At 42.3% G+C, this 26305-nt stretch carries 21 protein-coding genes; 13 read left to right on the top strand and 8 right to left on the bottom strand.

Annotated features, from left to right (window positions below):
• Window positions 1-98: 98 nt before the first annotated feature.
• The 4 genes from ACSSVW_RS20075 to ACSSVW_RS20060 form a co-directional block, all read right to left on the bottom strand.
• On the bottom strand, window positions 99-1487 hold the full coding sequence (locus ACSSVW_RS20075) for an MBL fold metallo-hydrolase RNA specificity domain-containing protein (RefSeq protein WP_454180041.1): 1389 nt from the start codon (window positions 1485-1487) through the stop codon (window positions 99-101).
• Window positions 1478-1720, bottom strand: a complete 243-nt coding sequence (locus ACSSVW_RS20070) for a hypothetical protein (RefSeq protein ID WP_454180040.1) — start codon at window positions 1718-1720, stop codon at window positions 1478-1480. Before ACSSVW_RS20070 ends, ACSSVW_RS20075 begins: the two co-directional genes overlap by 10 nt.
• Window positions 1721-2142: 422 nt before the next feature.
• Window positions 2143-3222, bottom strand: a complete 1080-nt coding sequence (locus tag ACSSVW_RS20065; RefSeq protein ID WP_454180044.1) for a phosphotransferase enzyme family protein — start codon at window positions 3220-3222, stop codon at window positions 2143-2145.
• 13 nt (window positions 3223-3235) lie between these two features.
• Window positions 3236-4150 (bottom strand): NTP transferase domain-containing protein, encoded by a 915-nt coding sequence (locus ACSSVW_RS20060; protein ID WP_454180039.1) that lies wholly within the window; start codon window positions 4148-4150, stop codon window positions 3236-3238.
• 642 nt (window positions 4151-4792) lie between these two features.
• Here ACSSVW_RS20060 and ACSSVW_RS20055 point away from each other — a divergent pair.
• The 5 genes from ACSSVW_RS20055 to ACSSVW_RS20035 all read left to right on the top strand — a co-directional run bounded on the left by ACSSVW_RS20055 (window position 4793) and on the right by ACSSVW_RS20035 (window position 12736).
• The gene (locus tag ACSSVW_RS20055; protein WP_454180038.1) at window positions 4793-5266 is read left to right on the top strand and encodes a DUF721 domain-containing protein; all 474 of its coding nucleotides are present in this window, start codon (window positions 4793-4795) and stop codon (window positions 5264-5266) included.
• A gap of 519 nt (window positions 5267-5785) precedes the next feature.
• Complete coding sequence (secA, locus tag ACSSVW_RS20050) at window positions 5786-8494, top strand: preprotein translocase subunit SecA (RefSeq protein WP_036973239.1); 2709 nt, start codon at window positions 5786-5788, stop codon at window positions 8492-8494.
• Window positions 8495-8556: 62 nt separating this feature from the next.
• Window positions 8557-8955 carry an 8-oxo-dGTP diphosphatase MutT gene (gene mutT, locus ACSSVW_RS20045; RefSeq protein WP_036973238.1) on the top strand — a complete coding sequence of 133 codons (399 nt, stop codon included), beginning with the start codon at window positions 8557-8559 and terminating at the stop codon, window positions 8953-8955.
• A 1055-nt stretch (window positions 8956-10010) separates the two neighbouring features.
• A complete protein-coding gene (locus tag ACSSVW_RS20040) occupies window positions 10011-12083 on the top strand; it encodes a M13 family metallopeptidase (RefSeq protein WP_074989859.1) in 2073 nt (690 codons plus the stop codon).
• A gap of 53 nt (window positions 12084-12136) precedes the next feature.
• Complete coding sequence (locus tag ACSSVW_RS20035; protein WP_454180037.1) at window positions 12137-12736, top strand: REP-associated tyrosine transposase; 600 nt, start codon at window positions 12137-12139, stop codon at window positions 12734-12736.
• Window positions 12737-13316: 580 nt separating this feature from the next.
• Here the strand turns inward: ACSSVW_RS20035 and yjgA are convergent.
• A complete protein-coding gene (yjgA, locus tag ACSSVW_RS20030; protein WP_036973236.1) occupies window positions 13317-13838 on the bottom strand; it encodes a ribosome biogenesis factor YjgA in 522 nt (173 codons plus the stop codon).
• 137 nt (window positions 13839-13975) lie between these two features.
• Between yjgA and pmbA the strand changes: the two genes are divergently transcribed.
• The gene (gene pmbA / locus ACSSVW_RS20025; protein ID WP_036973235.1) at window positions 13976-15313 is read left to right on the top strand and encodes a metalloprotease PmbA; all 1338 of its coding nucleotides are present in this window, start codon (window positions 13976-13978) and stop codon (window positions 15311-15313) included.
• A gap of 126 nt (window positions 15314-15439) precedes the next feature.
• Window positions 15440-15856 carry a VOC family protein gene (locus ACSSVW_RS20020; protein ID WP_118844667.1) on the top strand — a complete coding sequence of 139 codons (417 nt, stop codon included), beginning with the start codon at window positions 15440-15442 and terminating at the stop codon, window positions 15854-15856.
• An 898-nt stretch (window positions 15857-16754) separates the two neighbouring features.
• Here ACSSVW_RS20020 and ACSSVW_RS20015 read toward each other — a convergent pair.
• On the bottom strand, window positions 16755-17414 hold the full coding sequence (locus ACSSVW_RS20015; protein WP_036973233.1) for a LiaF domain-containing protein: 660 nt from the start codon (window positions 17412-17414) through the stop codon (window positions 16755-16757).
• A gap of 320 nt (window positions 17415-17734) precedes the next feature.
• Here ACSSVW_RS20015 and ACSSVW_RS20010 point away from each other — a divergent pair, with 320 nt between their 5' ends.
• From ACSSVW_RS20010 to ACSSVW_RS20000, 3 genes are all read left to right on the top strand, one after another.
• A complete protein-coding gene (locus ACSSVW_RS20010) occupies window positions 17735-18301 on the top strand; it encodes a BON domain-containing protein (RefSeq protein WP_036973231.1) in 567 nt (188 codons plus the stop codon).
• Between the two features lie 55 nt (window positions 18302-18356).
• Window positions 18357-18515: a YqaE/Pmp3 family membrane protein gene (locus ACSSVW_RS20005; RefSeq protein WP_036973230.1), complete on the top strand. Its 159-nt coding sequence runs from the start codon at window positions 18357-18359 to the stop codon at window positions 18513-18515.
• 248 nt (window positions 18516-18763) lie between these two features.
• Window positions 18764-18985 (top strand): hypothetical protein, encoded by a 222-nt coding sequence (locus tag ACSSVW_RS20000; protein ID WP_036973229.1) that lies wholly within the window; start codon window positions 18764-18766, stop codon window positions 18983-18985.
• A gap of 113 nt (window positions 18986-19098) precedes the next feature.
• Here ACSSVW_RS20000 and ACSSVW_RS19995 read toward each other — a convergent pair whose 3' ends face one another.
• Window positions 19099-21126 carry a methyl-accepting chemotaxis protein gene (locus ACSSVW_RS19995; RefSeq protein ID WP_065979378.1) on the bottom strand — a complete coding sequence of 676 codons (2028 nt, stop codon included), beginning with the start codon at window positions 21124-21126 and terminating at the stop codon, window positions 19099-19101.
• Window positions 21127-21249: 123 nt separating this feature from the next.
• On the opposite strand from ACSSVW_RS19995, the gene ACSSVW_RS19990 reads away from it, so the two are divergent.
• Window positions 21250-22020, top strand: a complete 771-nt coding sequence (locus ACSSVW_RS19990) for a Rossmann-fold NAD(P)-binding domain-containing protein (protein WP_036973227.1) — start codon at window positions 21250-21252, stop codon at window positions 22018-22020.
• Here ACSSVW_RS19990 and hutC read toward each other — a convergent pair whose 3' ends face one another.
• Complete coding sequence (hutC, locus tag ACSSVW_RS19985; protein ID WP_036973226.1) at window positions 22021-22728, bottom strand: histidine utilization repressor; 708 nt, start codon at window positions 22726-22728, stop codon at window positions 22021-22023.
• A gap of 143 nt (window positions 22729-22871) precedes the next feature.
• On the opposite strand from hutC, the gene hutI reads away from it, so the two are divergent.
• The gene (gene hutI, locus ACSSVW_RS19980) at window positions 22872-24113 is read left to right on the top strand and encodes an imidazolonepropionase (RefSeq protein ID WP_454180033.1); all 1242 of its coding nucleotides are present in this window, start codon (window positions 22872-22874) and stop codon (window positions 24111-24113) included.
• A 120-nt stretch (window positions 24114-24233) separates the two neighbouring features.
• A complete protein-coding gene (locus ACSSVW_RS19975) occupies window positions 24234-25907 on the top strand; it encodes an EAL domain-containing protein (protein WP_454180043.1) in 1674 nt (557 codons plus the stop codon).
• The last annotated feature ends 398 nt before the right edge of the window (window positions 25908-26305 follow it).

The following is a 26305-nucleotide window of genomic DNA, read 5'->3' as shown; positions in this document are numbered from 1 at the left end:
CTAACCTCTAACCTCTAACCTCTAACCTCTAACCTCTAACCTCTAACCTCTAACCTCTAACCTCTAACCTCTAACCTCTAACCTCTAACCTCTAACTTCTAACTTCTAACCACTATTTCTATTTCTATTTCTATTCCTATTCCTATTTCTTTTCCTAAAGCCTGTTCGAGTTTTTTTGCTAATGTCTGTTTTGCTTGTTCATCGCCATGAACGATTTTAATTAAACGGGGTTTTTTACGCATACCGGTTACAAACTTAATTAATCCGGTTTGATCTGCGTGGGCGCTGTAGCCGCTAATTGTGTGTATTTGTGCGTTTATGGTTACTTTTTCGTTATTTATAAATACATAACCACCGCGTGGGCCATAGGTTTGAATATCGCGCCCAAGTGTTCCTTCTCCTTGATAGCCTACAAAAATGACGTCGGTTGTTTTGTCTGGTAAAAAGCGAGCTAGATAATTCACAATTCTGCCACCGCTGCACATGCCACTTGCTGCAATAATAATGGCAGGCTGTTGTTTAGAATCTAAAAAGTTAATAAGTGCTTGATGCTCTTGGTGAGTGTCGATGGTATGTAACTGGCTAAAATCGAGCGGATGGCGGCCTTGGTTTATTCTTTTTTTAGCTTCGTCGTCCCACAGTTCTTTAAAGTGCAGGTACTCAGTAGTGAAATTTGCCGCCATGGGTGAGTCTACAATAATTTGTAGTGTATGCCACATGGAGCGTTTACTCGCGGCATGAATAATTTGTTCAAGCTCGTATAGCAGCTCTTGCGTTCGGCCAATACTAAAGGCAGGTATAAGCACCACTCCATTGTCGCTTACAGCTCGCTCAATAACCTTTTTAAGCATTATTACTCGCTCTTTTCTGCCCTGATGGTTCTTATCGCCGTAGGTTGATTCAATAACGAGAGTATCAGCTTTATAAGGCGGCTTAGGAGTAGGTAACAGTGGTGTATAGGGGGCGCCTAAATCACCAGAAAAAACGACGCGATGTGTATTTGGTTTACTGCCAAGTTCAATTTCAATATAAGCTGAGCCTAAAATATGCCCAGCACGCTGTAAACGAAACTTTGTTTTTAGCTGTAAGTCATCGAGAACATGCCACTGATTAAAATCAATCGCAATAATTTGTCGTTTAAGTAATTTAAGGCAAGTGCGGATCATGCTTTCATCGCGGGTGACGCCTACTTTTAAAGCATCTTCAATCACCATGGGCAGGAGTTTAGCACTTGCCAAAGAGGTATAAATAGGCCCTCTGAAACCTGCTGCGAGTAGGTATGGAATACGACCAACATGATCAATGTGGCAATGGGTAACAAGAAGCGCTTTTAATGTTGAAATATCAAATTCGATATTAAGATCGTGTTTGCTTTCTTCTCCCTGAAACAAACCACAATCAACAAGTAAAGAAGCCGAGTCGTTTATGAATAGCTGGTGGCATGAGCCAGTTACGCCGTTCACCGCTCCATGGTGTTTTATATGCATAATATACCTTCGGTATTAATGGGGTAGTTTTCAGCATAGAGGTTATTGGTTGTTAGAGCAACGGATGATAAGGCATAGGTAACGAGTAACGAGTAGCGAAGTACGAGATGCGAGATAAATAAACCACGAGCAGCGAACTGTGAGATAAATAAGTAACGAGTTACGAGAAGCGAGATGCGAGCTATACCGTGAAGGTTGTTTGATATTGCTGAATGGGTTTGCTTTTTCGGCATTAAAACGCCTCCCACATGTGAGGTGTGTATCACTTGTAGGAAGGGCTTTAGCCGTGAAAGGGTTGTAAGCAACGAGTTACGAGAAGCGAGATGCGAGCTAGCACAGCTAAACCGAGCTGGTTGTTTAATACCGCTGAATAGGGTTGCTTTTTCGGCGTTAAAACACCTCCCACATGTGAGATGTGTGTCACTTGTAGGAGGGGCTTTAGCCGTGAATTTTATAAAAGATGTTGCTGCGCAAACGCGCCATGCAAGCATAACGCCTACGGTTTAATGTAGGCGTGAAATTTATTTCGCGCGAAGATGGCTAACCTCTAACCTCTAACCTCTAACCTCTAACCTCTAACCTCTAACCTCTAACCTCTAACCTCTAACCTCTAACCTCTAACCTCTAACTTCTAACTTCTAACCTCTACTTCAGTTCATCCCTTATTTATCTCTAAAATCGCTTTAAGGGTATGCTCTTTGGCGAGAATATCGCGGTATAGGGCAAACTGGTTGCGGGCACGTTCTAGGTTATGGTGTGCGTGCTTGGTGGCAAAGTAGTTATCACCATCGATAAAGTCGGTTAAAAAGCGCAGGCCAATCATAAAGGTCATGACTTTTGTACCAAGCCAAAAGCTTTCTTTTTCGGCGTCGGTAATAACCTCTTTTAACGGTTCTACATAACCTTTTACGATAGCGGCGAAGATCTCTTCGCGAACGCGCACGTTGCTTAAATTCGTAGAGTCTTCTTGTTCTGGTGAACAGAATGTACGCACCATATCACCAAAATCAAACAACCAGTAGCCTGGCATGCAGGTATCTAGGTCGATAACGGCTTTGGCATCATCTGACTGCTTACAAAAAAGCATGTTGTTTATTTTCGTGTCGTTATGGCAAGGTCTAAGTGGAATTTTACCTTCAAGCTCTTTTAGCTCATCGACTAGCGTATATTGGTTTAAGCAAAAATCAATATCGCTTTGGCAAAGCGCAACTCTGCTTGCTGGGTCATGTTCGACGACCTTTTTGAAAGCGTCAAAACGCATCGCTAAATTATGAAAATTAGGAATGACATGATGCAGCTGATCGGCTTCAAAGTCTTGCAATGCTAGAGCGAATTGTCCAAATGCATTGGCTGCAGTTTGCGCCTGCGAAATCGTTGCAACAACATCTTCGCTATAACTGCCGCCAATAAATTCGAGTGCACGCCATACACCGTGATCGTACTCAACCAAAAAGTCATTTTTTATTGTGGGTACATGGCGAATAATGTCTAAATCATACTCACCTTTTTGGTGTTTTTCTGTTAAATGCTGTTCAATCAAACGTGCATTTTCGACCAGTTGCTCTGGGTGTGGAAACACATCGGTATTGAGCTTTTGCACAACTAGCGCATGTTCATCCGTTTTTAAAAGCATTGTGGTGTTGATGTGGCCGTTGCCAATTGGTTTTAGACTTACATCCACTTTGTTTAGGCCAAAACATTCAGATAAATGCGCTGCAACTGGGTTAGACTTCATAGGAAATTCACTTTTAATTTGCATTTGAACAGGTGTGCTTGTTGTTAGTTCGTCCGTGATGTAATTCATAAAGCTTTTTTGAAACCTTTTCTAGCTCTGATCTGTAAGTAACACCATACCAAGCAGATTGAGCCTGGTAGACAGCCACTGATTGAAATGTGTTTTTGATTGCTGTTTGGATTTGGTCAGGCAAATAATACTCTTTTGTGACACCGTTGTCATTATCTTCTAGAAACTCAGAAAAACCACTCTCTAAATACTCAAAAATACGCGGTGTAATTCCCCAAAAGCTCATTGAGCCTAGTGCATCATTCGCTATTTCGCATTGTTCACCGTGAGGGTTATTTCCATAAAGCGTGTTGTTCTCACGTTTTATATCTAAATACTCAACCACATCGATAAGATAACCTTGCTGATCTACCTTACATACCCCTCTGTTAACGCCACCTTGCATTGAAAGCGTGTCTTTAATTGGGTAGCCAACCATTGCCCACTGCGAGTTGTGTTTAAAATGTTCTGCGATAATCTCGAATGATGAAGCACCGTAATAATCATCGGCGGTGATCACAATGGCAGGGTTATGAACAAACGGTTTTGCACATAAAAGTGCGTGGCCTGTACCCCAAGGTTTAGTGCGCGTTGTGGCTAAAGAGCTAAATTTAGCGGGTATCGCTGTGATTTCTTGTTCTACGAGCACAATATCGAGTGATTTAGGTAAGCGAGGTAAAATGGTGGCCTCGAACTCTGCACGTATTTTTTTATTAATCACGATGACAACTTGGCTTACCCCCGCGTTTACTGCATCGGCAATACTGAGTTCCATAATGGTACAACCAAGGCCAAGGATCTCAGCAATTTGCTTATTTCCACCAAAACGGCTACCAAGTCCGCCCGCCAATACGATTAAAGTTAGAGAGTGTTGTGTCATTGCGCATACAGAGTGAAAAAACAAAGGAAAAGTTTACCAGAAATATTTACGGCGTAGGAGGGGCTTGAACCGTGAAATTATAAGTAACGAGATAAATAAGCAGCGAGTTACGAAAAGCGAGATGCGAGCTAAATTGAGCCGGTTGTTTAATGTCACTGAACAGGTTTGCTTTTTCGGCGTTAAAACGCCTCCTACGTGTGTAGTGTGTATCACTTGTAGGAAGGGCTTTAGCCGTGAATTTTAATAGAGACGTTGCTGCGCAAACGCGCCATCCAAGCATAACGCCTACGGTTTAATGTAGGCGTGAGATTTATTTTGCGTGCAGAGGTTGTAAGCAACGAGTTACGAGATGCGAGCTAAATTGAGCTGGTTGTTTAATGTCGCTGAAAAGGCTTGCTTTTTCGGCGTTAAAACACCTCCCACATGTGTGATATGTATCACTTGTAGGAGGGGCTTTAGCCGTGAAAGGGTTATAGTAACGAGTTACGAACTAATGTAGGCGTGAAATTTATTTCGCGCGAAGGTACTTTACAGCTCGCAGCTCGTATCTCGGTTCTCGCACATCTTGTTATTCTCGCTTTACCTTGGCGGTCGGTGGTATATTCTCTTTGGTAGGCAATAAAACCGTTTAGGTAGATAATTATGGCAAAAGATAGATACGCGCCAAAAGCGCTTGGCGATATTATGGCTGGCTTGAGTGGCCGTCTTGCGTCGTATGCTGGAAAAACGCAAGGTCTTTCGAGCCAACAAGCTATTCTTGATGAGTTTTTAGGGGAAGTACTGTCTAAAAAATGCCGCGTAAGTAACTATCGTGATGGTACGTTAATGATCGAAGCTGTGTCTGCGCCTATTGCGCTGCGTTTAAATTATTTAAAAATGGATATGCTTTCGCACTTTCGTGCTGCGGGTATGGCAGAGCTTGGGCAAATTAAAATAACAGCGAATCCGCAAGCAACCCAACGTTTATCAGCCTCACCAAAACACGACAATAAACCCGTTTCTAAGCGCCAAATGAGCGAGCAAACAGCTGATTACTTAACGGCTATTGCCGCTGATGCACCGCCATCACTGAAAGAAAAACTTGAGCGCTTAGCATTGCACGGGCGAAAGAAGTAACTTGTAGGCGTGAAATTTATTTCGCGCGAAGGTTTATATTAGAAATTAGAAATTAGATATTAGAAATTAGATATTAGAAGTCACTTCACGCAGCTTGCTTGAGGTTAAAGAGGATTTATTTTGTTCTAACCACTAACCACTAACCACTAACCACTAACCACTAACCACTAACCACTAACCAAATCGCCTTTTTTCACCCCACATCTTGATTTTATTTCGAATGTCGCCATATCTATCGGGTGGTTTAATTTTCGTATTTTTTTGCGGGGTTAAACTAAAGTTTACGGCTGATTTTTAAATTTTCTTGCTGAAATTCCATATCTTCACGCTGAGATGGTTTGATGTTGCGCAGACTCTGGTATGATAGCGCACGAAATAAGCGGTGTTTTGAACAGCGTACAGATAAATTGTTAATTAATATGCTCTACATCATAAGCATAAGCGCATATTAATTATCAATTGTAGAAAGTGGGTTAGCTAACGAGTAGCTAACAAAGAATATATTGTAACGGTTTTATCATGATATCTAATTTATTTACCAAGATTTTTGGTAGTCGCAATGACCGCACTATTAAAAACCTAAGAAAGACGGTCGCACTGATCAATGCGCTTGAAACGCAATTGGAAGCGCTTTCTGATGAAGATCTAAAAGCAAAAACAGCAGAATTTAGAGAGCGTTACGATAACGGACAAAGCCTAGATGATATTCTACCAGAAGCATTTGCTGTGGTACGTGAAGCATCTAAGCGTGTAAATGGCATGCGTCATTTCGACGTACAGCTACTAGGTGGTATGGTATTACACCAAGGCCGTATCGCAGAAATGCGTACCGGTGAAGGTAAAACACTAACGGCAACATTGCCTGCATACTTACGTGGTTTAACGGGTAAAGGTGTTCATGTTATTACCGTGAACGACTACCTTGCAAAGCGTGACGCAGAAACCAACCGTCCATTATTTGAATTTCTAGGCCTAACCGTAGGCTGTAATGTGCCAGGCATGATGCCACAGCAAAAGAAAGTGGCTTACAGCGCCGACATTACTTACGGTACAAATAACGAATTTGGCTTTGATTATCTTCGCGATAACATGGCATTTAGCATTGACGAGCGTGTTCAACGCCCACTTTACTATGCCGTAGTGGATGAGGTGGATTCAATCCTAATCGATGAAGCGCGTACGCCGCTTATTATCTCAGGCCCGGCTGAAGACAGCTCTGAGCTTTACATCGAAATCAACAAGATTGTGCCAGAACTTGAGCTGCAAGAAAAAGAAGACGAAGAAGGCGTTGAAGGCGACGGCGACTTTACTATCGATGAAAAGTCTAAGCAGGTTCATTTAACTGAGCGTGGCCAAATTAAGGTTGAAGAACTACTGATTGAGCGTGGCTTAATCGAAGAAGGTGATTCACTTTATTCAGCTTCAAGTATCACATTATTGAGCCATGTTTACGCAGCACTGCGTGCGCACAAGCTTTATCAAAAAGATGTTGATTACGTTGTGAAAGAAAACGAAGTAATTATCGTTGATGAGCACACAGGCCGTACAATGGAAGGCCGTCGTTGGTCAGAAGGTTTACACCAAGCTGTTGAAGCAAAAGAAGGTGTACGCATTCAAAACGAAAACCAAACATTGGCATCAATCACATTCCAAAACTACTTCCGTTTATACGACACGTTAGCGGGTATGACGGGTACAGCAGACACAGAAGCGTTTGAGTTCCAGTCTATTTATGGTTTAGACACGGTTGTAATGCCAACCAATAAACCGATGATCCGTGATGACCGTGCCGATCTTGTGTATTTAACACAAGAAGAAAAGTACGAAGCCATCCTTGCCGATATTAAAGACTGTCAAGAACGTGGTCAGCCAGTACTTGTGGGTACTATTTCTATCGAAAGTTCTGAGTACTTATCGCAATTCTTACGTAAAGAAAAAATTAAGCACAATGTACTCAATGCTAAATTCCACGCGCAAGAAGCCGACATTGTTGCTGACGCGGGCTTACCTGGCACAGTAACGATTGCCACTAACATGGCCGGTCGTGGTACCGATATCGTGTTAGGTGGTAACTGGCACAGCGAAATTGAAAAGCTAGAAAACCCAACTGATGAGCAAATCAAAACGATTAAAGAAGAGTGGCAAAAGCGCCATGATGCAGTAATCGAAGCAGGTGGTTTACACATCATTGGTACTGAGCGTCACGAGTCGCGCCGTATCGATAACCAGTTACGTGGTCGTTCAGGTCGTCAAGGTGACGCAGGTTCGAGCCGTTTCTACTTATCAATGGATGATGCGTTAATGCGTATCTTCGCGGGTGAGCGCATGACTAACATGATGCGTAAACTGGGCATGCAACGTGGCGAAGCAATTGAGCACCCTTGGGTTAACCGTGCAATCGAAAACGCACAACGTAAAGTTGAAGCGCGTAACTTCGATGTACGTAAACAACTTCTTGAGTACGATGATGTTGCAAACGACCAACGTCGCGTAGTTTACTCGCAGCGTAACGAACTACTTGAAGAAGGCGATATTTCAGAAACTATCACTGCAATCCGCAGCGATGTTCTTAATGGCATGATTGACCAATACATTGCACCGCAAAGCTTAGCGGAAATGTGGGATATTCCAGGCCTAGAAGAACGCTTAAAGCAAGATTTCTTAATTGAGCTGCCAATTTCACAATGGCTAGCTGAAGACAGTAAACTTTACGAAGAAAAACTGCGTGAGCGTATTGAAGAAGCTGTTGAGCAAGCATACAAGCAAAAAGAAGAGATGGTAGGCGATTCAGTACTACGTCAATTCGAAAAAGCGATTATGCTACAAAGCCTAGACCAACACTGGAAAGATCACTTGGCTGCAATGGATCATCTTCGTCAAGGTATCCACTTACGTGGTTATGCACAGAAGAATCCGAAGCAAGAGTACAAGCGTGAATCATTCGAGCTATTCTCTGAAATGCTTGAAAACTTAAAAATCGACGTAGTGAGTATTTTAAGTAAAGTTCAAGTACGTGCAGAAGAAGATGTTGAAAAGGTAGAAGAGCAACATCGTCGTAGCGAAAATGCACCACGTGAATACCAACACGAAGAAGCTGAGCACATTGGCGGCGAAACGCCACAAGGTGCTGTAGTTAGCCATCGTGCAGAGCCTAAAGTAGGCCGTAATGAGCCGTGCCCATGTGGTTCAGGTCAAAAGTTTAAACAGTGTTGTGGTAAATTAAAGTAACCAAAACACTGAGATAAAAAGCGACGCTTGCGTCGCTTTTTTTATGATTGAGGAAATATAAAATGACTAAGAAAATAGTGCATGTCGCAGTCGGTGTAATTTATAAAGACCAACAATTATTTATTTGTAAGCGCCCAGACGATAAACATCAAGGTGGCTTATGGGAGTTCCCTGGTGGCAAGGTCGAGCAGGGCGAAAGCGTGTTTGCAGCGTTACAACGTGAGCTGTTAGAAGAAGTAAACCTGACGGTTAATGGCAGTGATGAATTAATGGTTATCGAACACGATTACGGCGATAAATGTGTGCGTTTAGATGTTCATATAGTTGATAACTTTACAGGCGAAGCCCATGGCGCTGAGGGTCAGCAAGGTAAGTGGGTACCCATTAATGAACTTGATGACTATGCGTTCCCAGCCGCCAACGTCGAAATAGTTGAAAAGATAAAGCAACGTTTTAAATAAGTAACGAGATAAATAAGCAACGAGATAAATAAGCAACGAGTTTCGAGAAGCGAGATGTTGGATGTGAGCTAAACCGAGAAGGTTATTTAATACTGCTGAAAAGGTCTGCTTTTTCGGCGTTAAAACACCTCCCACGAGTGTAGTGTGTATTACTTGTAGGAAGGGCTTTAGCCGTGAGTCCTATAAAAGACGTTGCTGCGAAAACGCGCCATGCAAGCATAACGCCTACGGTTTAATGTAGGCGTGAAATTTATTTCGCGCGAAGGGGTTATAAGCAACGAGCTGCGAAAAGCGAGATGCGAGCTAAGCCGTGAAGGTTGTTTAATGTCGCTGAATAGGTTTGCTTTTTCGGCGTTAAAACACCTCCCACGAGTGTAATGTGTGTCACTTGTAGGAAGGGCTTTAGCCGTGAAAGGGTTATAAGCAACGAGTTACGAAGTACGAGGTGCGAGCTAGTACAGCTAAACCGAGCTGGTTGTTTAATACCGCTGAATAGGGTTGCTTTTTCGGCGTTAAAACACCTCCCACATGTGAGATGTGTGTCACTTGTAGGAAGGGCTTTAGCCGTGAAAGGGTTATAAGCAACGAGTCACGAAAAGCGAGATGCGAGCTAGTACTGCTAAACCGAGAAGGTTATTTAATACTGCTGAAAAGGTCTGCTTTTTCGGCGTTAAAACGCCTCCCACGAGTGTGATGTGTGTCACTTGTAGGAAGGGCTTTAGCCGTGAATCTTATAAAAGATGTTGCTGCGCAAACGCGCCATGCAAGCATAACGCCTAAGGTTTAATGTAGGCGTGAAATTTATTTCGCGCGAAGGTGGCTAACCTCTAACCTCTATTTTCTATTTTCTATTTTCTATTTTCTATTTTCTATCTTTTAACCTCTAATTTTTTGTTTCATCGTTCAAATATGCAGCTCATCCCTTTTTGATAAAAATTGTTACATATTCGATTTTATTGTTTTGCATATGAGGTTTATTATGGGGGAAGCGAAAAACTACCTGCTATTATGGTTTTTCAATAGATACTTCAAAAACAATTAAGTACAGGACTCCCATGAAAAAAGTAACACTTACCGCTGCAAGTATTGCGCTTGCACTTGGTCTTGTTGGTTGTGGTGAAAAAGAACAAGAAATTAAAACACCTGCAACGGCAACCGTCACTGAAGCAAAAGCACCTTTAGATTCAGGTATTGAACTGGCGAACATGGACAAGTCTGTTCGTGCACAAGATGACTTTTACTATCACGTTAACGGTGAATGGCTAGAAAAAACAGAAATTCCAGGTGATAAATCAAACTACGGTTCATTCACTCAGCTTTATGATGATTCGCAAAAAGCGATGAAAGAAGTACTCGAAAAAGCCGCAGCAAATAAAAATGTTAAGCCAGGCTCTGACGAAGCTAAATTAGCTGCTTTCTATAACAGCTATATGGACGAAGCAGGCCGCGAAGCTGCGGGTATCAAACCATTAACGCCAATTCTTGAAAGTGTTGACGCAGTTAAGAATAAATCAGACCTCGTTACATTAATGGCTGAGTTACGTATTAAAGGCGGAAGCTTACCATTTGGTTGGTACGTAAATAACGACGCGAAAAACTCAAGCGAAAACGCGATGTATGTTTACCAATCAGGCCTAGGTTTACCTGACCGTGATTACTACTTAAAAGATGATGAAAAATTCACCAAGATTCGCGCAGCCTATGAAGCATACATTACTGCTATCTTAAGCAAAGCGGGTGTTGCTGATGCAGAAGCTGCTGCAAAAAATATCATCGCACTTGAAACAAGTATTGCTGATGCACAGTGGAGCCGCGTTGAAAGCCGTGATGCAACCAAATCTTATAACAAGATGAGCATTGCTGATGCGAATAAATTGACGGGTGAGTTCGATTTAGCTGCGTATTTTGATGCATCGGGCGTTAAAACCGACGACGTAATCGTTCGCCAGCCTAGCTACCTAGAAAAATTTGCAGGTATCTATAGCGATACTGATTTAGCAACATGGCAGAACTACCTTAAATTCCATTTTGTGAGCAATTACGCAGGTCTTTTAAATAAAGAGCTAGTAGACCTTAACTTTGATTTTTACAGCACAACACTTCGTGGTGTGACAGAGCAATCACCTCTGTGGAAAAAAGCAGTTGATGCGTCTAACGGTGTGTTAGGCGAAATTCTAGGTAAAGTATACGTGAAAGATAACTTCCCGCCTGAAGCAAAAGCGCGTATGGAAGAGCTGGTTGATAACGTAATTAAGGGCTACGCAGTTGCGATTGAAGGTCTTGAATGGATGAGCCCTGAAACGAAACTTGCTGCGAAAGAGAAGCTTGATAAGTTCACGCCTAAAATTGGTTATCCAGACAAGTGGAAAGACTACTCATCGCTTGAAATTAAAGGTGATGACCTCGTTGGTAACTACATTCGCTACAGCGAGTGGGAATTTGCAGACATGACTGCAAAAATAGGTAAGCCGGTAGACCGCTCTGAGTGGCACATGACACCACAAACGGTTAACGCTTACTACAATCCAGTGAATAACGAAATTGTATTCCCTGCAGCTATTTTACAACCGCCATTCTTTAACCTAGAAGCCGATGACGCAGTAAACTACGGTGCTATCGGTGCGGTAATCGGCCACGAACTAGGCCATGGTTTCGACGACCAAGGCGCAAAATATGATGGTGACGGTAACCTACGTAACTGGTGGAGCGAATCAGATCTTAAACAGTTTGAAGAGCGCACAGGTCAACTTGTTGCTCAGTACAATGAGTACAAGCCATTTGAAGATGCAAGCGTAAATGGTGAGCTGACACTTGGTGAAAACATTGGTGACTTAGGTGGCTTAACAGTTGCTTATACGGCCTATCAATTATCACTTGGTGATCAAAAAGCGCCAGTGATTGACGGCTATACTGGCGAGCAACGTTTCTTTATGGGCTGGTCACAAATCTGGCGTCGTAAATATCGTGATGAAGAGTTACGTACCCGCCTAATGACAGACCCTCATTCACCAAGCCACTACCGTGTAATTGGTATTCTTTCAAACATGCCTGAGTTCTATGAGGCATTTGACGTGAAAGAAGGCGACAAAATGTATATCAAACCAGAAGATCGTGTGAAGATCTGGTAATAAACCACGGTTTGAAAAGAAGGCTCTGAGTGTTTGCTCAGAGCCTTTTTTGTATGTATATCATTGTAGGAGGTGTTTTAACGCCGAAGTGTTTATGGTTATTGTATTTAATGTTCACGGTTAAAGCCGTTTCTATGTATATTTATCTTGATTCTGTTATATCTTTGGCTAGGTTTAATACAGTGAATGGAGGGTTATGGATGACCGCACATTATCAAAATCTAAGAAAACATAGGGTATCAACTCCCTTTCATTACTACAGTGTTACAACTTCAACTCTTGATAGAAACTGTTATTTTTCTGACTTTAATAATGCTCGAGTCTTAATTAATACCTTAAAGGCTATAGAAGATATTAAAACCAGAACAATTTGCTTCGTTGTAATGCCTGATCATCTACATTGGTTATTTCAGTTACAAGATAAAGTACCTTTAGCGACATTAATGAGAGAAGTTAAAGGGAAAAGTTCATATTTGATAAACAAGTCAGCAAGCCCAAAAAGAAAAATTTGGCAGCCAGGGTATTATGATTCTTTGATCCGGAGTGAAGAGCATTTACGAGACGTATCGCGGTACATTATTGCAAACCCGTTGAGGGCTGGAATTGTTAAAAATGTGCGTGATTATCCTTATTGGGATTGTATCTATTTATAGTTAAATTTTACCATTCACGGCTAAAGCCGTTCCTACAGGTGTTGTAGGAGGCGTTTTAACGCCGAAGTGTTTATGGTTATTGTGTCATGTTCACGGCTAAAGCCGTTCCTACAGGTGTTGTAGGAGGCGTTTTAACGCCGAAATGTTTATGGTTATTGTGTTTTGTTCACGGCTAAAGCCGTTCCTACAGGAATTGTAGGAGACGTTTTAATGCCGAATTGTTTATGGTTATTGTGTCATGTTCACGGCTAAAGCCGTTCCTACAGGCGTTGTAGGAGGCGTTTTAATGCTGAATTGTTTATGGTTGTTGTGTTTTGTTCACGGCTAAAGCCGTTCCTACAGGCGTTGTAGGAGACGTTTTAACGCCGAAATGTTTATGGTTATTGTGTCATATTCACGGCTAAAGCCGTTCCTACAGGAATTGTAGGAGGCGTTTTAACGCCGAATTGTTTATGGTTATTGTGTTTTGTTCACGGCTAAAGCCGTTCCTACAGGAATTGTAGGAGGCGTTTTAACGCCGCAATGGCTATAAAAAAAGCCGCATAATTTACATTAAGCGGCTTTTTATATTAAAAGAGACTTAAACCATAATCGCATCTTTTAGATACTGGAATAACTCTTTGTAACTCTTTGCCGGTTTTTCGGCTTTAACTTCTTTGGTTGCATTACGCACTAGTTGACGCATTTTTTGACGCTCAAGCGATGGATACTGCTCAATAGTCGGGTTGATTAAGTCATCACCTTGCTTGATCAAGTCATCACGAAGCTTTTCTATTTTATTCATTAATACGTCAGCTTGGTTATTCTTGTTCAGCATGATGTCAATCATGGCTTGAATTTCATCAACGTTTTCAGTGGTACGTAGTACTTTTGCAATATAGTTTAAGTTACGACGGTAAGCATCGCTTTTATCGCTAACTTTATCTGCAACGACTAGGGCTTCTTTAAGCTCGTCGTTTAATGGTAAGCGGTCGCGTTGCTTTTTAGCCATCCCTGCGATTTCAGCGCCAAGATCGTGATATTGCATTGCCTCACGCTTTAATTCGCTTTTTGATACGTAAATAATTTCTTCTTCAATTGCAGGCTTTTTCTTCTTCGCCATAAGGATGCTCATCCGGTAAACTTAACTATTCACTATTATACGCCATTTAGTTAATGATTAATATTAGCTGATGCACGTCTCGCAGTGTGTTAGCATTCGCTACACTATAAAAAATATCATAGCCTAGGACACCGAAGATGAAAGATCCTATTTATCAACATATTTCACAAGTGAAAGATGCCGTAAGCGAAGTTCTTGAGCATGCTAAAAAGCTCGGAGCAACCGCTGCAGAAGCTGCAATGTCGAGCACGTCAGGTTTGTCTGTTAGCACGCGAATGGGAGAAGTTGAAACAATAGAGTTTAACCAAGATGGTGGCTTAGGTATCAGTGTGTATGTGGGTAATAATAAAGGCTCGGCATCAACCGCCGACTTAAACCCAAAAACGTTACGTACTGTGGTCGAAAAAGCAATTGATATTGCTAAGTTTACATCTGACGATCCATTCAACGGTATTGCCGATAAAGAACTACTTGAATTTGCACCACAAGATTTAGATTTATATCACCCGTGGGATGTCAGCCCAGAGCAAGGTATTGAGTTGTGTCATCAAGCTGAGCAGGCCGCATTAAATGCTGATGAGCGTATTGTAAATTCTGATGGTGCGAGCTTTTCGTCTCACCAAGGGCTTCGCGTATATGGTAACAGCCATGGCATGATTGCCGGTTACCCGCGTACTCGCCACAGTATAAGCACCATGGTGATTGGCAAAGAAGGTGAGCAAATGCAGCGTGACTCTGCATACACTGTTGCTCGCCATAAAGACGATTTAAACGATGCTGCAAAAGTGGGTCTTGAAGCGGCTACAGAAACACTCGCTAAACTTAATAGTCAAAAACTCGGTACCATGAAAGTGCCCGTTATTTTTAGAGCAGATATTGCCAACTCGTTGTTTGGCCATTTAGTGTCGGCGATTGGCGGTGGTGCACTTTATCGTAAATCGAGCTTTTTACTCGATAGTTTAGGCACCAAAGTGTTCAGCGATTGTGTGAATATTTCTGAGCGTCCGCATTTATTAAAAGGCCTTGCTTCATCACCGTTTGATGCAGAAGGCTTAAAAACAGTCGACCGTGAAATTATTCAAGGCGGTGAGCTGCAAACTTACCTATTAGCAAGCTATGCGGCTCGTAAATTATCAATGGCACCAACCGGTCATGCGGGCGGGATCCACAACTGGTTAGTTGAGCAAACGCACGCTGATTTAAAAGCGCTGTTAAACACCATGGGCACCGGCTTATTAGTTACAGAACTCATGGGGCAGGGGGTCAACACGGTAACAGGTGATTACTCGCGTGGCGCAGCGGGCTTTTGGGTAGAAAACGGCGAGATTCAATACCCTGTCAGCGAGATAACAATCGCAGGCAACCTTAAAGATATGTTTAAAGCGGTTGTCGGGCTGGGTGGCGATATTGAACGTCGTGGCGGGATTCAAACGGGCTCTGTACTGATTGAACAAATGCAGATAGCAGGAAGCTAACACGCAACGAAGCATCATAAAGCCTCACTTAATAAAGTGGGGCTTTTTTATTAAAAAATGCTTTACCTCAACTAAACTTTAGGTTTTATCGTACTGGCAGTTTCATAATTTAAAAGGAAATTCGCTATGCATTTAGAACACATAAACCTAGTCGTAAGTAATGTTGACGCCATGCTGCATTTTTATAAAGCCGCGTTCCCTCATTGGCGAGTAAGAAGCCAAGGCGACAGCACCTGGTCTGGAAAGCCGCGTAAATGGCTGCACTTTGGTGATGATTACCAGTACATCGCATTCAGCGATAATGGTGAAGATGAAAATCGCGATTTATCGGGCCATCAAGTGGGCCTTGCTCACTTTGCTTATGTGACACACGATATTAATGCCGTGATTGAACGCCTTGTAGATGCAGGCTACGAAGTGGATAAATTAGGCCCTGAAAACCCTTACCGAAAAAACGTGTATTTTATTGACCCCGCAGGCTTTGAAGTCGAGTTTGTCGAATATTTCAGTGACATCCCAAGTGAAAGAAATAATGATCTTTAGCGATGAAAAAAACGAGCAGCGAAGTACGAGCGAAATAAGTAACGAGAAGCGAGATTAATAAGCAACGAGTGACGAAAAGCGAGATGCGAGCTAAACCGTGAAGGGTGTTTAATGTCGCTTAAAAGGTTTGCTTTTTCGGCGTTAAAACGCCTCCCACGTGTGAGATGTGTGTCACTTGTAGGAGGGGCTTTAGCCGTGAAAGGGTGTAAGCAACGAGTTACGAAAGGCGAGATGCGAGCTAGTACAGCTAAATCGAGATGGTTGTTTAATGCCGCTGAACAGGTTTGCTTTTTTGGTGTTAAAACACCTCCCACGTGTGATGTGTGTCACTTGTAGGTGGGGCTTTAGCCGTTTTATAAAAGACGTTGCTGCGCAAACGCGCCATGTAAACATAACGCCTACGGTTTAATGTAGGCGTGAAATTTATTTCGCGCGAAGAGGTTGTAAGCAACGAGCTGCGAAAAGCGAGATGCGAGCTAAATCGAGATGGTTGTTAATACCGCTTAAAAGGTTTGCTTTTTCGGCGTTAAAACGCCTCCTACGTGTGTAGTGTGCATCACTTGTAGGAGGGGCTTTAGCCGTGAAAGGGTTGTAAGCAACGAGTGACGAGAAGCGAGATGCGAGCTTGTATAGTTAAAACGCCTCCCACGAGTGAAGTGTGCATCACTTGTAGGAAGGGCTTTAGCCGTGAAAGGTTATAGGCAACGAGTGACGAAAAGCGAGCTTGTATAGTTAAAACGCCTCCCACGAGTGTAGTGTGTATCTTTTGTAGGGGGCTTTAGCCGTGAATCTTATAAAAGACGTTGCTGCGCAAACGCGCCATGCAAGCATAACGCCTACGGTTTAATGTAGGCGTGAAATTTATTTCGCGCGAGGGGGTTTCGCAACTCGCATTTCGTTATTGCACTCTATTCATTTCTTTCCAGCTGGCTTTTAGGCTGTTGGCAAAGCTGATGAACTTTTCTTTCATGGTGCGTTTGACTTTAATCTCTACTGAGCCTAGCCAAACATTACCTTCTATCGTAATTGTGGGGCCTTGCCCTTTATTGAGTGCAACCGATTTATTTTCAACGCTACCTACCACACTAAACAACTTTGACACTACATTTACATGTTCTGGCACGTAGATTTCGTCGCTGCCTAAAATACAGTTTACGTAGATGGTGACATGCTGGTGCTGAAAAACGGCTTCACTAAAGTCTAATTCAATTGAGCCTAAACAGTTAGTTAGGTGAATTTCTTTCGGGACTAGCCATTGGCCGCTACGCTCGTTGGAACCTAAAATACTGCGTAGTTGCAGGCTTTCTGCATCGCTACCATGTGCATAGTGAGGTTTAAACTGCGCATGTTTATGTGACTTGTAGTCAATATCTGCTGTTAACTCTAAGTCAGCAACCAGCTCAATTAACACCTCATTGCTGGTGGCTTCCATTGCTTGGTCTAGTCTTCGTTCAAATGCTTCTGCTGAAATAACTGCATGACTGTAGTTATAGATAAGTTGATCGATTACTTCTTCTCTTACTTGCTCGATGGGGCGATCTTCGAGTTTGACGGCCATGATAATTCCCTGTTGAGTTTTAAAGTTATGTTAATCACAAAGCAAAGTGTAGGCCAAAAATTATTTTATTAATATTCATTGGTTTATGTTTTTGTGTGTGGGCTTTCATTCGTTAAATTAACCATAGATTAATAAGATTGACAATTAATTAGTCATTTTTATAACAGAGTGAACTTCTTACCGAATTGTCTGTAAATAATTACCGAAACGAATATAAATCATGGCTGAATATCTATTTAACTTATTGAATAATATAAAAATAAAAAGTTGGCATCGTAGTCGCATTAGTTATCTCGTCTTTAATCAAAAGGAGAAAGATTATGAATACATTCAACAAGACTATGATTGCTGCGTTAGTAATTGGTGCAACAAGTATGAGTGCTCAGGCAAGCAACTGGGAAAATGAAAGTAAAGATGCTTGGATTGATGGTAAGGCAGAAACTGTGCTTCTTATGAACACTAACCTAAATAATTTTGATATCAACACAGACGTAAAAAACGGCAAAGTTGTATTAACCGGTAAAGTTGATAGTGAATTAGACAAAGAGTTAGCCGAAGAGCTTGTACTTAGCCTAGACGGTGTAACTGCTGTTGATAACAAATTAACGGTTGTGAAAAACATGAAGTCTAAGGCAGCAAGTGCAGATAAAGGTGACTCAGTAGAAAGTGACTTAACTGATGCGAAGATCAGTACAGTGATCACCACACGTTATTTATTTAACTCTGAAGTAGGCGGCACTGATATTGATGTCGATACAGATAAAGGCGTTGTTACACTAAAAGGTACGGTTAAGTCAGATGCAGAAAAGCAATTAGCAGTGAGCATTGCTGAAAATGCTGAAGATGTGCGTAAAGTCATCGATGAACTTAAGATTGTTGCTGAATAATAGCACGCCCCATAGCCCAGCTTTGGCTGGGCTTATCTTTTTCAAGGAGTGAGTTATGGATTTAATACGCATTATTTTCTCGGTTTTAATTCCGCCTCTTGGCGTATTTTTACAGGTAGGTTTGGGGGCACAATTCTGGATTAATATTATTTTAACCTTATTAGGGTACATTCCAGGTTTGATTCATGCTGTGTATATTATCGGTAAGCGATAATAATCACGGTTCAAAGGAATGGGTGTACGGCAAGGAAATGCACACGTAATAATGGATGACAACACTGCAAGGAGATTTACAGTATGGAAAATGTAACACAGCACAAAGGACAGCAAGGAAGTAACAAGGCGTTATGGACAAGCGCACAATGGCAACGCTTTATGGATAAAGTGAAAGGATAAACACCAAGGATTTTGGTTTAGGCTAGGAGCCAAATATGGATGAAGCTAGCGTAAGGAGGTGACAAAATGGAACAAGTACAAGCGCAATTATTACACGGACTGAACAACAAGGGAGTTGCTACATGGAATGAGCAACAGTGGCAACTATTTATGGAACTTACTAAAGCGGTTACGCCACAGGTAACAAGGAAGGCTGACGATAAAAACCCGATGTCATCTTCAGGTGACATCGGGTTTTTAATTACATCTGCAATCTATCTCAATACCAATTCAAATCAGTGTGAATGATTTAGACCTGTCGTTTGCAGCGTTAAAAATTTCTTATTGACGACTGCATGGTGCCTGATTTGTTACTTATGATAAGTAGCAAGAACACACACCTAGAACAATTCAATGACTAATCACAACTTAAATTGATTAACCGTTTTATTAAGTGAAATAGCTAGCTCATTGAGATCGCGTGCTTCGTCTGCTAACTCATGTGCATGATCTGCTGTACTATTTACTAAATGGTTAATTGCCGCGAGGCTATTATTAATGTCCTCAGCAACCACCGTTTGTTGCTCAGTTGAGGTCGCAATTTGATGACTCTGGTCTTGTACATTCGTCACTGAGCCTGCAATATCTTGCAGAGCTTGCAGTACAATTTGAGTTTGCTCTACAGAGCCTTCTGCACGCTCTTGACCCTGCTGCATCATGGTGGATGCTTTTTGAGCTATTTGCTGTAAACGCGTGATCATATTACGAATATCATCGGTCGACTCTTGTGTACGACTTGCCAGTGAGCGTACCTCATCAGCAACCACCGCAAAGCCTCGCCCTTGCTCACCTGCACGCGCCGCTTCAATGGCTGCATTGAGTGCCAGTAAATTGGTTTGTTCTGCAATTGAGTTGATTACATCAACAACAGCGCCAATATTGCCGCTTTCTTGCTCAAGCCCTGCAACAACTTTAGATGCCTCACCGATGTGGCTGGCAAGTGCGGTCATCACCGATTGCGCCTGCGTTGAACGCTTGGTGCCATCGGCTGTAATGCTTTGCACTTCTTCGGCTGCATTGTTGGTGTGTTGCGCATTTCGCGAAATTTCGAGTACCGTAGAGGCCATTTCTGTTACTGCGGCGCTAACACTGTCAACTTGTTGTTTTTCTTGCTGAATTTCGTCGTTGGTTTTTTTAGAGACGATTTTAAGCTGTGAAGCCGCTTGGCTTAACTGCTCAGCTTGGGCTGCTGTATTAAGCATCATGGCACGTAATTTATCGATAAAGGTATTCATGTGGTGAGCGAGCTGACCAACTTCATCTTGACTCTTTATTTCGATTTTTTGGGTTAAATCACCATCACCTGAAGCAATATCACGCATGATATAAGTAAGTTTTGTCAGTGGTTTAGTGATCATTTGCGTAGCCCAGAAGATCATCGCAATAATAATCGCTAAAATGATGATCACAGAGGTCGTTGTTGTCATGACTGCATCATGTACTGGCTCTTCGATCATGCTGGTTGGTATTAAAATACCCACATACCAATCAAGGTATGGGCTTTCTAATTCAAGGCGGTTGTATACAACGTAATATTGCTCGCCTTTTAGGGTGACAAAACCACTGCCGTCTTTGTTGCTTTTCATGGTGCGGTTTAATTCGCTGAAGCCTGATGTGTCACTAAATTGTTTTTCGAGGGCATCAAGACCTTCTTTGCCGTTTGGACCTTCGTCTGTCACAGACAGTTTATGGCCGGTGCGCTTAGATAAGTGAACCACCTTTTGGTTGCCATCAAGTAAAAAGCCAAACCCTTGTCCGTTAAAGCGAATATCTTCAACCATGTCGTTGATATTGTTAAGTTGTAAATCAACCCCACCAAAACCAACCAGTTTGTTTTGTTTATTATAAACAGGTTGCTGTACTACAGCTGAGGCGTTGCCTGTGGTTAAATCAACAGAAATAGGACCAACATACAATTTGTTGATCTTTAAGGCATCTTGCCACCAGCCACGTTTATAAGCGTAATAAGGCTGGCCATTGTAGTGGGTGGTGCGTTCGTTTTCTTTAAAGTACTCACCGGTTGTCGCCGATGCGAAGAAGGCAGATAAAATATTGTCGTCGTTGCCACTAATACGCACAAAGTCTTGGTTAACGCTGTCGTATCCGGGTTGGTTCTCAAGGCTTTGATCGCGCTTGTTCCAATTATCAAACCAATTTACTAAGTGCGGGTTGGTTACAAAGGTTTCAACTACTTTACCGTATTTGGCAAAGTAACTTTGCATTGAAAGCCGCTCACTTTGTAAGTAGCTATCCGCTTCGCGTTGGATAGCCTGACGTGATAGGTCAGCAATATGGCTAACAAAAAAACTAGATGCGATGATAAGTAATACACTTATCGTTCCGCCGATGAGTAATAATATTTTTTTACGTAAAGAAAGGTTATTTAACATAGGTGCACGTGTTTTTATTATCGGGTAGAGTTAGTTATCTAATCATATTTGCACCTAAATCGCTACATTGCATAGCGAAGCTTATTAATAAAATATTACATATAGATAAGGCGATATTATTAAATGGTTAATTTTGATAATAAAATAGTTGTACTTGGTGCTGGGTGGCTTGGTCAGGCACTTTGCTTTGAAGCCAAAAAATTACAGTGGGATGTGCAAGGCACACATCGAAGTAGTGAACATCAATTTGATTTTCATAGACAATTCTTACTTGAGCAGGGAAAAGTTAAGCATGATGTTAGCCTTGAAAATGCATGGTGGGTATGTGCTATTCCTCCACGTAGTAGGCAACAGCAAAGTAATTATTTAGAGACCTTAAATGCAGGACTGGCTCTTGCCGATTCATTGCATTGCAAAGGCTTTATTTTGTGCTCGTCAACAGGGGTTTATGCTAATGATAATGGGCTTTACAACGAAGCAAGTATTATTGAGTGTCAAACAGACCGTCAGCAACAGCTATACGATGCAGAGCAAGCCGTATTAAAAGCGGGTGGAAAAGTATTACGTTTGGCTGGTTTAGTTGGTCCACAACGTGAGCCGGGACAATTTGTGGCAGGTAAAGAGTTGTCTAGCTCAAGTGAGCAAATCGTTAATATGGTTCATCAGCAAGATGTAATTAACGCAATATTTAGTGTTATTACGCATTGGCCTGTGGCACAAAGTGTTTATAACGTCGTTAATCCTGCTCACCCAACTAAAGCTGATTACTATCGAGAAAAGTGCCGTGAGAAGGGTAATCCAGCGCCTACTTTTACCAGCAATGAGGTGGGGGAGCGAATTATTAATGGTGAAGCCATTAAAGCGCTCAACTTTAGTTACCAACACGCTATTTAGCTATTTTTTAAAGGTTAAATGCCCGCCTAATCGGTATTTACTGCCGGGTGAAACAAGACGTGCAAAGCTCACAATACCTTGTGATGACCATGTTCGGCGGATTACTTGCAAACAAGGCTCTTCGTTATATAAGTTGAGCCATTCACACATTTCAGGGTTGGGCATAACGGCTTCAACCGTGTGGCGTGCCTCGGTGAGTGGGGCGACGCGCGATAAATATTCATGCGGTGTTTGGTTGTGAAAATCTTGCTGTAAGTAGTCTTTGGCAAGTAAAGGGTTCACGAAACGCTCTTCAACTTGCAGTGGTTGCTCGTTTTCATTGTGAACAATAACACTGCGATACACATGGCTGTCTACTTCAACACTCAGTGCAATGGCAATAGGGGCGATAGCACGTATCGATTCCATAACCAAAATAGTGCAACTGTAGTGACTATTTCGCGCTTTTACCTCATCGGCAATGTTTTTTATTTCTAGCAATGAAGATTGCGATTTGAAGCTTGCTACAAATGTGCCTAACCCTTGATTGCGCGTTAAAATACCGGCTTCAGTGAGTTCTGATAAAGCGCGTCTTGCTGTCATTCTACTCACTTGAAATTGATTAGTGAGCTCATTTTCTGACGGTACACGGTCATTTTCTTGCCAGTGACCAGCGCGGATATTTTCAAGAATAAATTGTTTTATTTGCGCAAACTTAGGAACACTCATGCTGAGAACGTTATTGGTAACTTTTTAGTGTGTTTCAAGGTGGCATAATTTTCTTGTATATACAAGGTGAGTTGTTAAACTTTAAACAATTTCAAGTTACAGGGTTCAAACGACCAAACCCGACGCATCAGTATAGGTGAAAAATGCACACAACGAATAATGATCACGCACACTGGGATTTATTGATCACAGATGCCAATATCGCGACGATGGACCCTGCAATTGATGCACCATATGGTGCGCTTGAACACGCTGCAATTGCTGTAAAAGACGGCAAAATAGCATGGCTAGGATCACAGGCTGACTTGCCACAATTTGATGTGTTAGCAACCCCAACAGTATCTGCAAAAGGGCAATGGTTAACACCAGGGTTAATTGATTGTCACACTCACCTTGTATTTGCTGGTAGCCGTGCAGAGGAGTTTGAACAACGTCTGCAAGGTGTGAGTTATGAGCAAATTGCAGCAAACGGTGGCGGCATTGCCAGTACGGTTCGCGCCACACGCGAAGCAGACCATGAAGCACTATTTGTTGCAGCGAAAGAGCGCTTAAATGCATTGTACGCCGAAGGGGTGACCACCGTAGAAATTAAGTCTGGTTATGGCTTAGATTGTGAAAACGAAATTAAATTACTTGAAGTTGCTCGCTTATTAGGTGAAAACCACCCTGTCGATGTGAAGACAACATTCTTAGGTGCTCATGCGTTACCGCCGGAATACAAAGGCCGAAGCGATGAGTATATTGAGCTTGTCTGCGGTGAGATGTTAGAACAAGTGGTTGCAGGAAACCTTGCTGACGCCGTTGATGCTTTTTGTGAAAATGTAGGTTTCAGTAACGAGCAAACTCGACGCGTTTTTGAAGCAGCTAAAAAGCATAACCTGCCAGTGAAGCTTCATGCTGAGCAGTTATCTAATCAACATGGTGCTGCGTTAGTCGCCGAGTTTAATGGCTTATCCGCTGATCATATTGAACACCTTGATGAAGCGGGTATTAAAGCAATGGCTAGCGCTGGCACGACGGCAGTGCTCTTGCCGGGTGCCTTTTACTTTTTACGTGAAACAAAATACCCGCCGATTGAATTACTACAGCAATACCACGTGCCTATCGCAATTTCTACTGACTTTAACCCAGGTACTTCACCTTTGTGTTCATTGCACTTAATGATGAATATGGCATGTACTATTTTCCGTATGACACCAGAGCAAGCATTAGCTGGGGTAACACGTAATGCAGCGGGGGCATTAGGCCTCAGTGATCGTGGTGTGCTTAAAGTTGGTGCGCGTGCCGATATTGCCCATTGGCAAATATCCCATCCTGCGCAATTAAGTTACCAATTTGGCGTAAATAAACTGTTAAATCTGTGGATTTTGGGTAGACTAAGTTAGAGAGAGTTTTTACGCATTTTGGATTACATGTCATTAATTGCCAGTTTAGCGAGCAGTACTGCGAGCCTCGTAAATTTAAGTAGTGATGTTGTACCAGTTTTTTTAGCTGGTGCCGTTTTTATGGCAATGATATGTGCCTTGTGTGTAACCCATCATCCCGTATTAAGGTTAAGCCTAGTCGTTAATGGCGTATTAGGCTTAGCAATCCTGAGTGTAGGGCCACCTTGGCTTATTTTATTACTGGCCATAAGTCTGTGCTTTCATCTGTGGCAAGCATTTAGAACGACAAACTGGTTAGCAATCACACTCAGTGTGTCGGCAGCACTCTGTTTTGCCGTGTTATTTTCTGCGCATTTTTTACTTGATATTGCCTTTTATTGGTTAGTATTGTCGGTGGTTATACTCAGTGTGTCAGGCTTTTTTAATTACGAAGAGCCCGCAGAAGACGAAGAGGTTCCCGTTGAGCCTAGCCGCCACGACGATTTAGATAAAACCCCGCTAAAAGAGCTTCCCGATCGCAAAGGATTAGAAAAAAGCTTCGCAGTATACAGTGAAGCGTATTCAAAAAACTGTGTGCTGGTTGTGATTCGTCTCGAAGGATTCGAAACCGTTAACCAGCACATAGGCCGTGACTTTGGTGATTTATTACTGGCTCAATCGGCCAATCGTATCAAACAGCAGCTCACCTCAGATGCAGTTCTGAATATGAAAGGGCGCTCAGGGGGCGTCGACAAGCTGGCTCATTTAGGAGGCTTAAACTTTGCGTTTATTTGCGCGGTTGAAGAGCAAAAGCACCTTCATGAACAATTAATTAGCCAAATAAGGCAAGTGACATTAAAGCCGTTCAATGTGGCCAATTGCACCATTGAAGTTAAAGTGCGTGCCAGTTATGTAAATTGTAACGACCCTGATCACAGTTTTGATAATTTAATCTCTTTTGCTTACCTTGCACTTGATTCAAACCCAGATAAAGCGATAGTGCCGTATCAATCACAAATGATGATCGAACAGTTAGAGCAACAAGCCCGATTACGTGAACTTGCTCATCTTGATTTTGCCAGTGAGCTTGAACTGTATTTTCAACCCGTGATTCGTAACAGTGATGAGCATATTGAGTTTTTAGAACTCTTACTGCGTTGGCAACACCCCAAACAAGGCATATTAGCGGCCAATAAGTTTATTGATGATATTCGCGTTGCGGGGCTTGGGTATCCGGTTGCTGCGTTTGTCATTGAGCGTGCCGCAGAGCTTGCAATGGCCTTACGTATGGAAGGTATTCAATTACCATTGAGTATCAATGTGTTTGGCCCTGAAATGCTTCATGAAGAGTTTATAGAGTTTGTAGACCGCATCGCAACTGAGCATCGCTTAGAGCCCGGAGATTTAATTATAGAGTGTCCGTTAGACTTATTCATGGGGTTAGATGACCAAGGTAAAGCCATGGTCGCGCGGCTTAATAGTATTGGTATAAAAGTGTGTGTTGATGGCTTGGGAGACAGCCCCGTTTGGTTGGCTAAGTTACCTAACCTTAATGTTGAATACATTAAAGTTGCACCGTCATTAACCGCAGACTTTGCGCATCAAGCCCAAGTGCGCAGCTTAGTATCGGGTATGGTCGATATGCACACGCAAAATAATGCTAAAGTAATTTGTGAAGGTGTTGAAACACTCGAGCAACTGAAGTTTGTTAAATCACTTAATACATATGCCGCACAAGGTTATTATTTTAGCTACCCGCTGAGCAGTGTGGGAATGATGTCTTGGCTAAAACAATGGCGGCTAGAACGTGAATAGTGCAAACACGCCATGCAAGCATAACGCCTACGGTTTAATGTAGGCGTGAAAGGGGTGTAAGCAACGAGTTACGAAAAGCGAGATGCGAGCTAGTACAGCTAAATCGAGATGGTTGTTTAATATCGCTGAATGGGTTTGCTTTTTCGGCGTTAAAACACCTCCTACGTGTGTGATGTGTGTCACTTGTAGGAAGGGTTTTAGCCGTGAATATTATAAAAGATGTTGCTGCGCAAACGCGCCATGCAAGCATAACGCCTACGGTTTAATGTAGGCGTGAAATTTATTTCGCGCGAAAAGGGTTATAAGCAACGAGTTACGAAAAGCGAGATGCGAGCTAGTACAGCTAAATCGAGAAGGTTGTTTAATGCCGCTGAATAGGTTTGCTTTTTCGGTGTTAA

The sequence above is a fragment of the Pseudoalteromonas sp. MBR-15 genome (assembly GCF_053628915.1).
The sequence above is the reverse complement of the archived record's forward strand: the minus strand, read 5'-3'. Positions and strand labels throughout refer to the sequence as shown.